General features: G+C 67.1%; 7 protein-coding genes and 1 pseudogene. 7 read left to right on the top strand and 1 reads right to left on the bottom strand.

Features of this window, described 5'->3' with window-relative positions; all coding sequences use genetic code 11:
- Positions 1 to 126: 126 nt before the first annotated feature.
- A protein-coding gene (locus ABZ671_RS31570) for an IS3 family transposase (RefSeq protein WP_357864964.1) occupies positions 127 to 1,571 on the bottom strand; the annotation gives its coding sequence in 2 pieces (ribosomal slippage) (positions 127 to 1,202 and positions 1,202 to 1,571; 1,446 coding nt in all).
- A 127-nt stretch (positions 1,572 to 1,698) separates the two neighbouring features.
- Here ABZ671_RS31570 and ABZ671_RS31565 point away from each other — a divergent pair.
- From ABZ671_RS31565 to ABZ671_RS31535, 7 genes and pseudogenes are all read left to right on the top strand, one after another.
- Positions 1,699 to 1,923, top strand: a pseudogene (locus ABZ671_RS31565) (ISAs1 family transposase); the annotation flags it as partial.
- A gap of 217 nt (positions 1,924 to 2,140) precedes the next feature.
- On the top strand, positions 2,141 to 5,467 hold the full coding sequence (locus ABZ671_RS31560; RefSeq protein WP_357864962.1) for a hypothetical protein: 3,327 nt from the start codon (positions 2,141 to 2,143) through the stop codon (positions 5,465 to 5,467).
- Between the two features lie 527 nt (positions 5,468 to 5,994).
- Positions 5,995 to 7,704, top strand: coding sequence for an IS1634 family transposase (locus ABZ671_RS31555; protein WP_357864960.1), 1,710 nt, complete (start codon positions 5,995 to 5,997; stop codon positions 7,702 to 7,704).
- Positions 7,705 to 7,832: 128 nt separating this feature from the next.
- Positions 7,833 to 8,639: an ISAs1 family transposase gene (locus ABZ671_RS31550; protein WP_357864959.1), complete on the top strand. Its 807-nt coding sequence runs from the start codon at positions 7,833 to 7,835 to the stop codon at positions 8,637 to 8,639.
- Positions 8,640 to 8,890: 251 nt separating this feature from the next.
- On the top strand, positions 8,891 to 10,267 hold the full coding sequence (locus ABZ671_RS31545; RefSeq protein ID WP_357864957.1) for a hypothetical protein: 1,377 nt from the start codon (positions 8,891 to 8,893) through the stop codon (positions 10,265 to 10,267).
- Positions 10,268 to 10,620: 353 nt separating this feature from the next.
- Positions 10,621 to 11,727, top strand: a complete 1,107-nt coding sequence (locus ABZ671_RS31540) for an IS110 family transposase (protein ID WP_357864956.1) — start codon at positions 10,621 to 10,623, stop codon at positions 11,725 to 11,727.
- Between the two features lie 258 nt (positions 11,728 to 11,985).
- On the top strand, positions 11,986 to 12,564 hold the full coding sequence (locus ABZ671_RS31535; protein ID WP_357864954.1) for a hypothetical protein: 579 nt from the start codon (positions 11,986 to 11,988) through the stop codon (positions 12,562 to 12,564).
- The last annotated feature ends 340 nt before the right edge of the window (positions 12,565 to 12,904 follow it).

Raw genomic sequence — 12,904 nt, 5'->3', positions numbered from 1 at the left:
GTTGAACGCCTTCGCCATCACCTTCAGCGACCGCTTCCCAGCCGCTGAAACCTACTAACCAAGATCGCCGGAAACACCGTTAGCGAGACAGCCCCAACTTGTCAAGGCCGGTGGGACCAGTGGGTGTTACGCCGCTTGTGGCATCGGTTGATCGGTAGCGGGTTCGGTGGGGTTGATCCATACGGTGTCGGGCAGGTGCAGCGCTTTGGGTCTGGGCCGGCGGGAGAAGCGTTCGGGGTGGGCGGTCCAGGCGGTGTCGAGGGCGTGGGCGCGGAGGGCCTGTTGGGCGGCGGCGTGGCCGTAGTGGACGTCGGCGGGGGTGTGTAGGCCGATTCCGGCATGGTGGTGTTCGTGGTTGTACCAGCTGAAGAACGTGTCGCAGAACGCGCGGGCGTCGGCCAGGGATCCGAAGCGTTCGGGGAACGTGGGGTGGTACTTCACGGTCTTGAACGCGGCTTCGGAGAACGGGTTGTCGTTGCTCACGCGCGGCCGGGAGTGCGATCGGGTGACGTGCAAGTCGGCCAGGAGCGTCGCGACGCGTTTGGAGGTCATCGAGGTGCCGCGGTCGGCGTGCACGACCTGCGGGACCCCGTGCACGGCGATGACCTCGGTGATGAAGTCGTGGGCGATCTCGGCACTCTCGGTGGCGGCGACGTGGTGCCCAACGATGTACCGCGACCAGATGTCGATCATGACGTAGGCGTCGTAGTAGACGCCCTTGGCCGGTCCGGGCAGTTTCGTGATGTCCCAGGTGAACACCTGCCCCGGGCCGGTGGCCGTCAGCTCCGGGCGTGCCCGGGTGGGGTGCCGGGCCTGGCGGCGCCGGTCGACGACCTGATCGTTGGCGCGCAGGATGCGGTAGAGGGTGGAGATCGAGGCCAGGTAGACGCCTTCGTCGAGCAGCGTCGCGAACGCCTCAGTCGGGGTGGTGTCGACGAACCGGTCGCTGTCGAGCACCGCCAGGATGCGGGCGCGTTCGGCGTCGGACAGCCGGTTCGCCGGCGCCGGCCGAGGCGTCGGTGCGCACGTCACTGGGGTGCGGAAGCGTCGGTGGGCGGTGCTGCGGGCGATCCCGGTCAGCCGGGCCGCTGCACGAGTCGACGTCTGCGCGGCCAGCAACGCCGTGTAGGCATCGGTCAGGGCTTGGTCGGCTTGGTGTCGGTATCCGCGCTCTCGGAGATCTCGGCCAAGAGCGCGTGTGCTTTTCCCATGATGTCCAACGCCGCCTCGGTCCGGGCGATCTTCCGGTTCGCCAGCTCCAACTGGCGGCGCAGTCGGGCGATCTCGGCCTGTTCCCCACTCGGGCGGCCGACGCTCTGACCGGGCTTCTTCCCCTCGAGCAGGCCGGCATCACGGGCGCGACGCCACTCACTCATCAGCGACGAGTACAAGCCGTTACGGCGAAGGTAGCCGTTGCCGTCACCCTCGGCGACGGCCTGCTCGTATCCGGCGAGCAGCCGCAGCTTCTCCGCCGCGGTGAACGACCGACGTCGCGGCCGGTCCGCTCGAGGTCCCTCACTGGTCATGGCCCCATCGTGCCCGACGGACCGTTGCGCGCTGGAAATCGTCATCGAGAGAAAATCCATCCTCGCCCCGGGAGGGCTACTTGCTCTGAACCGCTGGTCTCACCCAACCCTGACACCCAGGGCCGACGCCCAACCCGCTGACTTGCAGAAATGGGCAAGAGCGGAATGGCTGATCGAAAACCAGGTCCACAACGTACGAGATGTGACTTTCCGTGAAGATCTTCACCAGGCCCGCACCGGCAACGGACCCGCCATCATGGCCACCCTGCGTAACACCGCAATCGGCTGGCACCGCATCCACGGCGAACCCAACATTGCCCGCGCCAACCGACGCGCCGACCGCCGCTCACACGACCTCATAACCGCCGTGACCAGCAGCTACCCCAGAACGCAATAACCCTGCCCACCAACGAGCCACCACCAGCCACAGCTACGACCCGCCGTTGCAGTACTAACGCTTCGCGGTAATCCCCGGCAGCTGCGGACCCCGGGCACCGCACTTCGGCCGACACAGCGCTGACCGTTACGGTGCTCAATGCCAGCTCAGCGACCGTACGCCGGTTTCGGCAGAGGTGGGAGACTTCGGTGTGCTCCGACCTTCGTCGCGCCGCGGTTTGACCTATGCCGATGCCGTACAACTGCTCGGTGCCGGGGACAGCCCGTTCATCTCCGCTCTCGGCCGACTCTCGGGCGTGGGCGCCGCTGGGCTGAGTGCTGCCACACTCAGTGCCGTCGACCTCTTCGCGCTACGCGACGAGGTCGTCGACTGGGGCAACAAGGCGGTGCGCGGCCTACACGAACGCCTGTCCGGGCTCGGCCGCTACGACCGCACGCAGCGCCTGGTCGCCGCCCACACCGTAATCGTGATCAGCTCGTTCTTCGAGGCGTTCGACGAGACCCTGACCACGATGCACGTCAACCCCGCCCGGCTGGAGATCACTCTCGCAGAGCAGGTCGCCCTGGGCGCCAGGACCGCTGCAGAATTCGAACGTTGTGGCATCCTGTCGGCGCTCGTGGACAACCAGGTGCCACTGCCCACGCCGCTCGTGCCTTTCGAATTGCTCAGGGGTCAGCTCGATGCCTACTACCGAGATCTGATGGGATCGGTCGGCACCTTCATCAGCAATCTCGTCGGCGGCGAGGACGCCATCCAGGGAATAGACGCGTACCTCGTCGGCTGGCAGCCGAGGATCGACGTCGCAGGTGCGGCGCTGCGCCGGTACGAGATCGCTTACCGGTCGCTGGCCGCTGAGGTGCCGGAGTTCGCCATCTGGGCGGCGATGACGGACGCGGCCGCCGGCCGGGCCACCACCCAACGCATCGGCACCGCACTCGGGCAACAGCTCGCCGAGCTGACCACGGGCCTCGCCGGCGTCCGTACGCTGCTGGCGGATCTCACGACCGGAAACACCGCCGCCCGCCGAATCGACCTCGCGTCTCGGTACCGCCTCGCACTCGACCAGCCCATCCTGGACATCGGCGACCTGCCAGACGGCGTGACCATGCCCCCCACCACCGCCCTCTACGTCAACCCGCGGGCACGGATACGTGCTGCCAAACAGGGTTCCCCGGTAGCCGCCGAGACGTGGTGGGCCGACGCGCTCGCCATCACCGACCTCCAGCCCTTCCTGGCCGGGTACCTCACCGGCCCGGAGGCCGTCACCTCGCCACTGCTCGTGCTCGGCCAGCCCGGATCGGGCAAATCGCTGCTGAGCCGGGTCCTCGCCGCGAACCTCCCACCGGAGGACTTCCTGGCCGTGCGAGTGGAGCTGCGGTCGGTCGCCGCGGACGCGCCGGTCCAGGACCAGATCGAGAGCGCCGTCTACCAGGCCGTCGGGCAGCCGGTGAACTGGCCCGAGCTGGTGCGCTCGGCGGACGGCGCGCTGCCCGTGGTGATGCTCGACGGTTACGACGAGCTGCTCCAGGCGTCCGGGGCCAACCGGGCGAACTACCTGGAGCAGGTCCGTGACTTCCAGCGACGTGAGGCAGAACTAGGGCGCCCGCTGGTCGTGCTGGTGACCTCACGTACCGTTGTCGCCGACCGGGTGCGCGTCCCGGAGGGCAGCATCGTGCTGCGCATCGAGCCCTTCGACGAGACACAGATCCGTCGGTGGCTGGACGCGTGGGCCACGACCAACACCGCCGGCCTCGCCCGCCGCTCACTCGAACCGCTGGCCACCCCCGTCGCACTGCGCTACCGAGAGCTGGCGGAACAGCCGCTCCTGCTGCTCATGCTGTCCTTGTACGACGCCCGGGACAACGCGCTGCAACGTGCGGCCGATGGGTTCGATCGGGCCGAGTTGTACGAGCGGCTGTTCACCGACTTCGCCCGCCGCGAGATCGGCAAGCGGGAGCCTGCCGCGCCCACCGACGGCGAGCGCGTGGCAGTCTCCCGGGAGATCCGCCGGTTGGAGTTGATCGCCCTGGCGATGTTCACGCGTGGCGCCCAGATCATCACCGAGGAACAACTCGACGCCGACCTACACGAACTGCTGGGCGACGACCGTGTCGAGCCGGCCCGGCCCGACGGGTACCAGCGCGCCCTGACCGCAGCGCAGCTACTCGTGGGGCGGTTCTTCTTCATCCACGAGTCGCGGGCTCGGGAGGAAACTGACGCCCCGGAGCGCAGCTTCGAGTTCCTGCACGCGACCTTCGGTGAGTTCCTGTTGGCTCGTCGCGTGGTGGGAACCCTCGTTGATCTGGCGAAGGAGCAGGCGCACCAGGCACGGCGGGACTATCCGGCCGCACTGGACGCCGGGCCGCTGTACGCCTGGCTGTCGTTTGCGGTGCTGACCGGCCGCGCACCGGTCGTCGAGTTCAGTCGCGTGCTACTGTCGCGGCTCCCCCATGACATCCGCGACCAATGTCACGCCCTCCTGCTCGTCCTGCTGCGCGACGCCGGCTTTCCTCATCCGACGTGGTCTCTCGCGAACTACCAGCCGGTGCGGCAGGCGGTGTCGGCACGGCACGCCGCGTTCACCGCGAACCTGGTCACGCTCGTGGTGCTGGTGAGGCCGAACGGCGTCAATCCGGCACGTTTGTTTCCACCCGACCAGGGGTTGTCGTGGCGCTCGCACGCGCTGCTCTGGGAGAGCCAGCTTCCGAGCGACGGGTGGCGCAGCCTGTGGCAGACCATGCGGATGACGTACCGGCTTTGCGAAGATCTCGTCGGCTCGGGTGAGGACCCCGAGCATGAGGTCATGGTTGCCGAGTGGTACGAGGGTCACCTGGTGCTGGAAGGCGGTGCTGTGGTCAAACTCTCCGAATCGTTGCCAATCGGCCCTTTGGAGAGGTTGTTCAATGAAGACGCGCCGGGCGAGCTGTACCGGGAGTTGTCTTTCTCCGCAGAAAGCAGGGTTGGCACGTGGCTGCGGGAGGCGGCGTTCCGGGCAGACGGCGGCCCGACCACCGTTCTGACGCACAGTCTCGCACCCTTCTGGCGGCACGTGGGAACCGACCGCGTCCAGTTCTATGCCCCCGCATCACCCGGCACCGACGCCGCAGCCCTTCTAGAACTCCTGCTCGCGCCCCGGGGCTCCAAAAGCGCTTCGCACGGACATCTGGCAGCGGCGTACGCCATATGTCTTCGGCTTTTCCGAAACAACGACCGGGTGCAAGCATTGATCATGTGCACCATCGAAGAGGATGTCGTTCACCTCGATCCCGCCCACATCCTCGTCGCCCTGTCGACGGCCGTCGAGTACCGACCTGTCGACCACCACAGCTATTGGATCCTCCACTCGGACCGGGTCGCCCGGATCCTGGCACTGGTTCACGCCAGGCAGGGTGAGCGACGGCAGATTCAAGCGGTCTACAGCGCCTACCAGAGGGCAATTCGGGAGTTGAACAACCCTGCGGACGAGCCATTCGAAGTCGAGGCCAGATCGGCGTTCACGCAGTTGGGCATCAGTTTCCCCGAGTATCTACGGCATGTACCGTAACCCGGCAGGCAGTCCATGGTGGATCCAGGGTCATTGCGTGTTCGGCCAGGGTGCCGTTGAGCTGGTGACTCGTGAGGTGAGCGGCCCCTTGTGGGAGCGAATGAGGCGGGTGAGACCCATAGGTGATCATGGATTTTTCGACGCTCCCGGACACCTTGAGGACCTCACCCGCGATGTCAGCATGCCCGATCCCAGTACTGTCCGCAGTCCTCACCTCGGTCGACAGGTCGCCGCATCCGGTGAACGACGGTGAACGAACTGGACTTCAGCACGCGTTGTCGACGATCTCGGACCCCCGATCACCGCGTGGGGCGCGGTACCCCCCTCGTCGGGCTGCTGACCGTCGCGCCGGGGTTCCACAGATGATCGCGGTCCTGTGGCACGTCTGCCGGTCCTGTCGCTGGTCAGGGCGCTGCGGTCTAGCGGAAGCGCTGAAATCCCCTAGTGACACGGATCGTGCGTTCACCGGTAGTGAGGTGGGGCTTTGTCTTGATGTCCTAGTGGCTTGATCGCTAGGGTCACTGATCGTGTATGTGAAGCGTTCGACCCGGCGGGTGGCGGACGGTCAGACGGTGGGCTATCTGCAGTTGGCCCACAACGAGTGGGATCCGGTGGCGAAGGTGTCGCGGACGAAGGTGCTGTACTCCTTCGGCCGGGAGGACCAGCTCGACGTCGCGGGGATCCGGCGGCTGGTCGCGGCGCTGTGCCGGCTGTTGGGGCCGGGCGAGGCGCTGGCGTCGACCACTTCGGCGGATCTGCGGTTCACCGACTCCCGGATGTTGGGCGGGGCGTACGCGCTGGACGGACTATGGCGCGCTCTGGGGATCGACGCGGCGATGCGGCGGCTGCTGGCCGACACGCGGATGGAGCCGCGGGTTGAGCGGATTCTGTTCGCGTTGGTGGCCAACCGCGCACTGGCTCCGTCGTCCAAGCTGGCCGCGACCCGCTGGATCGCCCACGACGTCGTGATCGACGGTCTGGACCTGCCCGTGGTCGACGAGTCCTGCTACCGGGCGATGGACTGGCTGATCAACGCCGAACCGGAGCTGGGGCGGATTGTGTTCGACAACACCGCCGATCTGCTGAACCTGGAGGTGGACCTGCTGTTCTTCGACACCACCTCCACCTACTTCGAGACCGCCGACGCCGACGAGCCGGTGGCCCGCGACGAGCGGGGCATGCGGGTCGGCGACGGCGACCCGGCGGTGAAGGAGACCGGGTTCCGGACCTGGGGCAAGTCGAAGGACTCCCGGGGCGACCTGCCGCAGATCGTGGTCGGGATGGCCGTCACCCGCACCGGCATTCCGGTCAGATGTTGGGCCTGGCCTGGGAACACGTCAGACAGCGCCCTGATACGACAAGTCAAGGACGACATGCGGGACTGGTCGCTGTCGCGGATCGTGTGGGTCGCCGACCGTGGTTTCACCTCCGAGCAGAACCGGCGCTACCTGCAGAAGGCCGGCGGGCACTACATCCTCGGTGAGAAGCTGCGCGGCGGCACGCCCGAGGCCGACGCCGCGCTGTCGCGGCAGGGCCGCTACCGACACGTCGCGGACAACCTGCAGGTCAAGGAAGTGCGACTGTCCGGCGACCTGGCCGACGACCGGTTCGTGATCTGCTTCAACCCCGAGGCCGCCGTCCGCGACGCCGCGATCAGGGCCCGCATGGTCGCGATCCTGGACGAGATGATCAACGGCTCCGACAAGCTCGGCCGGGACAAGCGCGCCGAGTTACGCGGCGTCATCTCCACCAAGCCCGGCCTGAAACGCTACCTGCGCACCACCCCCGGCGGGCTGCTGCGCATCGACCGCAAGGCCGTCGAAGCCGAGGCCAACCTGGACGGCAAGTTCCTACTGCGCTGCTCCGACCCGAAGCTGTCGGCCGAGGACATCGCCTTGGGCTACAAGCAACTCCTCGAGGTCGAACGCGGCTGGCGGGACATGAAATCGATCATCGACCTGCGGCCGGTCTACCACCGCGCCGAGGACCGCATCCGCGCCCACGTCCTGCTCTGCTGGCTCGCCCTGCTGCTCATCCGCATCACCGAGACCCGCACCGGACAGACCTGGCCCGCCGTCCGCGACGAACTCCAACGCCTTCACCTGGGCACCTTCACCGGCCCCGCCGGCTCCTTCCGCCAGCGAACCGAACTCACCACCGGCCAGAAGAAGATCCTCACCGCCCTCGGCCTGCCCGAGCCCCGCCGTGTCTTCGAGGCCACCCCCGCAACCTCCTGACCAGCACGAACACCCCGGCCTAGTGACACGCCCCGCCACCGGGCCAACCCACGTTTCCCCAGCTCAACCCGCGATTTCGCGGACTAGCCAGCCACCTGATCTGTGGAACCCGGGTCGCGGTGTGCGCCGTGCTGGCCGGCGCGTCGTCGTACGCGGCGATCGCCGACTGGCTGGACGACCTCGACGACCTCGCCCGGGCCCGGCTCGGGTTCATCCGCAAGGTCCCGGCCGCGACCACGATCTGGCGGCTGCTGATCCGGCTGGACGCCGACCACCTGGCCACGGTCCTCGCCGGGTGGCTGCGCACCCGCACCCCACCGCCGACCGCGCCCCGGCCCCGGCGGCACCGGATCGTCATTGCCGTCGATGGCAAGACCCTGCGCGGCGCCCGCCGTGCCGACGGCCGTCAGGTCCACCTACTGTCCGCACTGGACACCAGCACCGGCATCGTGCTCGCCCAGGTCACCGTGGCCGCCAAGAGCAACGAAATCCCCGCGTTCACCCCATTGCTGGACGCGGTCGAAGCCGTGCTGGGAAGCCTCAACGGTCTGGTCCTCGTCGCCGACGCGCTCCACACGCAGACCAGCCACGCGACTGAGCTCGCCGGCCGCGGCGCCTACCTGCTCATCGCGACAAAGGGCAACCAACCCACCGTGTTCGCCCAGCTCAAGGCCCTGCCCTGGGCACAGGTCCCGGTCGGCGACCGCCGCCGCGAGGCCGGCCACGGCCGGCGGGAGACCCGCACCGTCAAGGCCGTCACCGTCGCCACCCCCGGCGGCCTGCTATTCCCGCACGCCCATCAGGCCGTACGGATCACCCGTACCCGCACCCTCGCCGGCAAGACCACCCGGGAAGCCGCGTACTACACCGTCTCGCTCCCGGCCGAACACGCCCAGCCCACTGACCCGAGGACTGGGCCCGCAGCGAATGGCTGATCGAAAACCAGGTCCACCACGTCCGCGACGTCACGTTCCGTGAAGACCTCCACCAGGCCCGGACCGGCGACGGCCCGGCGGTTATGGCAACCCTCCGTAACACTTCGATCGGCTTCCACCGTCTCAACGGCGACGCGAACATCGCCCGTGCGACCAGACGCGCCAACCGCCGTCCTCACGACCTCATCACCGCAGTGACCAGCGACTACCCGAGAACGCAATGACCCTGACGCGTATAGAGTGAGCGCCTGATGAGTGCCGACCTGCGAGAGTTCTACAGTGCACTAAAGTCTTGGGCCGACGAAGCAGTCGCCCATTTCCGCATGTCGTCTGACGCGGTGTGGGCCGTTGACGCTGACGAGGATTGGCAGTATGCCGGCGCCGACACCTACTGCGTTCAACCCAGAACCGACACGAGGTGGAGTTTCGCCGGCCTCGACCGGGTCCGACAGCTCGACAGCTACGCTCGGGCCAGAGCGGCCGGTGGCCACTGCCCACCCGTCGCCGCTGTGCTTGACAAGCTGGTCGGATCCGCTCTCGGCAAGAGTCGTGTTGACTTTTGGCGGCTGGCGGCGAGTGTCCTGCCGGCACCAGAAGAGCTCGACGATTACGGCCCAACGTTCTTCGACCGCAGATTCGAGCACCTCGCATCCTCCCTCGAAGCGTCCCAGGTCCACTTCCACAGCATCCACTTCCTGGACGGTCTGGTCCTCGACGGAGGAGTCATCGAGCTTGCACCCGGCCTAACGCTGGAAAGGGCGACACCAGAGGAAGTAATTCGTGGGCTCAAGCTCGGAATGCTGAGGCCGGAGTTTCCCATGGTGAGCACATCGACCTTCAACCTCGCGGAACGGCAAGCGAGCGTAATCAAGAGAAGATGGACGCTGCCCCGCGTCGTCTTCGACCCGATTTCCGACGAGAGAGAGCCACACCGCGATTTGCCCGAGTGGGATGAACGGGAGAAGGAAGGGCGAGCCGTGCTTGACGCGATCGCCGTGCTGACTGGAAGGAGGGTTTCGGTCGTCGGATTCGTCACCTTCAAGGACCCAGCAGCCACCTCCCTGCTCGACGACGGTTGGTCGCCGCTACGGGTCTATCCTTCCGTCGTCGGCGTCAGTGATGTCAAGGGCTCGCCCGAGCTGACGCAGAATCTCCGCCGCACATATACCATGATCCGCCATCCTGCCTTCGCTCGGAACAAGGCCCTCGCTCTCGCGGTCCGTAGGCTGGGTCTCGCCGCTCACAGGGACCTGGCTGAAGATCGTCTGCTCGACGTCTTTATTGCGGCTGAGGCGTTCTACCTGTCCGACGCCGATAATCTCGAACTTAGCTACCGGCTTGCGTTGCGCGCGGCGTTGTGGGGCACAGATGGAGCCCTGGATTGGTCGAGGCAGCAGATATTCGATCACATGAAGCGCGGCTACGGTCTGCGCAGCAAGTACGCTCACGGCACCGAACCCAAGCCCAAGGACCTCAGGCTTCAGGACCGCCAGGTGAGCCTAGCGGAGTTTGTCGCCGTCACCGAAGAGATCGTGCGGTCAGCCGTGTTAAAGGCTATGCGTGTAATGGAGCAATCAAACGGTCAGCTCACGATCGACTGGGAGGCGCTTGTCCTGCCAGATTGCTAGGTCGGGCAAGTGTCTCTATGATCATGGCCTTTCGCATAACGGCGCACTCAATTCGGCTACTTGTTTCATTGACCTGCGACCGTTGCCCGGCCAGGCTTCGGTCGAGGCGCCCGGGCTGTCGCTCTCAATTCGGCTGCCCACGCTGGTCGTGTGGCTCTCATCTGGCCTGCGCGGCCCGGGCGTCGCCCCAGGGCGGGGAGAGGCTCAAGAGGGGTTTGCTCTGCTCGAAGTAGCGTTGCCCTCCCGGCTCGACAACCGAGATGGATCGAGCATCGGAGGACGCGTTGAGTGTCACGTCAGATCGTGTGGTCATCGGGATGGACCCGCACAAGCGCTCTGCCACGATCGAGGTCATGGCCGGCGACGAGACGGTCGTCGGCGGCGGCCGGTTCGACACCGACCGCGACGGCTACACGGCGATGAGGAAGTACGCCAGGCAGTGGCCGAACCGGGTCTGGGCGATCGAGGGCTGCCAGGGCATCGGCCGGCACATCGCCAACCGGCTGCTCGCCGACGGCGAGCAGGTCGTTGACGTCCCGCCGAAGCTGTCCGCCCGGGCACGGGTGTTCGCCACCGGGCAGGGCCGCAAGACTGATGCCACCGACGCCCATTCCATCGCGCTGGTCGGCACCCGCATGGCCGGGCTGCGCCCGGTCGTCAACGACGAGCAGCTGGCTCTGCTGCGGATTCTGGTCGACCGGCGCCGCTCCCTCGGCGAGGACCACACCCGGATGGTGTCCCAGCTGCATCAACTGCTCCTCGAGCTGATCCCCGGTGGGGCGAAGAAGAGTCTGTCCGCCGCCCAGGCCAAGGCACTACTGGCCACGGTCCGGCCCCGTGACGCGGTCGGCAAGGCCCGCCGCCGGGTCGCCGCGGAGCTGATCGCCGACCTCGAACGGGTCTACCGGCGCTCCAAGGAGGCAGACAAGGAACTGAAGGACCTGGTCGCCTCTACCGGCACCACGTTGATGGACCTGCACGGCATCGGGCCGTCCGGCGCCGCCCGGCTGCTGGTCGAGGTCGGTGACATCACTCGGTTCCCCAACCGGGCCCACTTCGCCTCCTGGAACGGCACCGCCCCCATCGACGCGTCCTCCGGCGAGCAGGTACGCCACCGGCTTTCCCGTGCCGGGAACCGGCAGATCAACCGGGTGCTGCACATCATGGCCACCGTCCAGCTGCGCAACCCCACTGAAGGACGCGCCTACTTTGACCGGAAGAAGGCCACCGGCAAGACATCGATGGAAGCGATGCGCGCCCTGAAACGACGCCTGTCCGACATCGTCTACCGGTGCATGATCAGCGACGCGGTGGCCACGGCGGCGGGCCCGGGAGGACACCGGGGAACGGCAACTGGCTCCAGCGTGACCGGCTCTCATCCCCCAGCCGGCTCTTCGGAGAAGTCACTTCCCGGACCCGCCGAGACCCAGGATAGAACTCTCCTCCCGGCGGTGTCTTGACACAGAGGGGAGCCAGAAGCGGATACGCCATAGGATCCACGCCCGCTCGCACGTCGTGCACGTTCAGCTGTGCCTGGCTGTGCACGTCGACCTGTACGTCGACAGCTTGTGCCGCCCCGCCCGCTCGATCTCCTGGCGACCGTCGGCCAGGCTGCTACCATCGGGGCCGCTTCGGCCACACGTCCGCCGATCGGCGGTATTGCGGTTGGAGTTGTTGGTTGATTCAGGCGGCCGGGGGTTGCCGCTTCATCCGTTCGGATGATGTTCCCCGGCCGTTTCAACCTGTGGCCACCGACGCAGGCAGGGATAGGCATGGAAATCCGGAACATCGGTGGCCGGCCGCACACGGACATAGCCGGCGCAGCCGAGCTGACCGGACGGTCCGAACAGACGGTACGGCTCAAGACGTCGCCGAAGCAGCGCGCCCAGGGGTCAGGCTGGCCCGCGTCGGTCAAGCAGGACAAGAAGGCGTGGTTTCCCATCGACGAGCTGGAGCACGTCCGGGATGTCCTCCTACCGCAGATCGTGGAATCCTCCCGAGCGCGGGTCCACCACGTCGACCTCAACGGCGACCCCGAAAAGCTGATCTCCGCCACCGAGTTCCGGGAGATTCTCACCATCACGCAGGGCGGGTGGGACAAGTACGTCGGAATGAGCAAGGCCGCGTGGGACCGCGGCGAGGACGGCTATCTTCCCCTGCCCGACCGCGAAGAACCCGCACCCGTACAGGGGTCGACTCGGTACTGGAAGCGCAGACGAGTGCAGGAATGGATTAACGCCCGGAGCGGGAAGGTGCTCAGCACCGCACCGCCCGATTCGCCAACCGCTGCCTCGTAACGCCACAAGCCGCCCTGCCGTCAAGCCCCGCTCCCAACGCGGCCGTGCGTGAAGCGAATTTGCCGTAAGGCAGAGGGCGGCTTCCGGATGTAGGCCCATTCGCACCACTCGGGCGCTAGCCCGTCCGGTCCGGCAGCCGTCTCGCTGGTTGGGCTGAATCGACCTTCGGTCGATGGCCTCCAGCCGGGTCAGCGTCCCGCCGCTGAACCGCGGCGCCTCGCCGGCGAGGCAGACTCCGGGAAGGGGAGGCAACGCCGATCCTTCCCGGCGACCTGACCCCACAGGGCCAACCATGTGTCGCTGTGGAGGTCAAGCCACACCCCAGGCTTGACCTCCACAG

The sequence above is a fragment of the Micromonospora sp. NPDC006766 genome (assembly GCF_040636055.1).
In the GTDB taxonomy this organism is placed as follows: domain Bacteria; phylum Actinomycetota; class Actinomycetes; order Mycobacteriales; family Micromonosporaceae; genus Micromonospora.
Note: the sequence above shows the minus strand (reverse complement) of the source record. Positions and strands in the feature narration are given on the sequence as shown.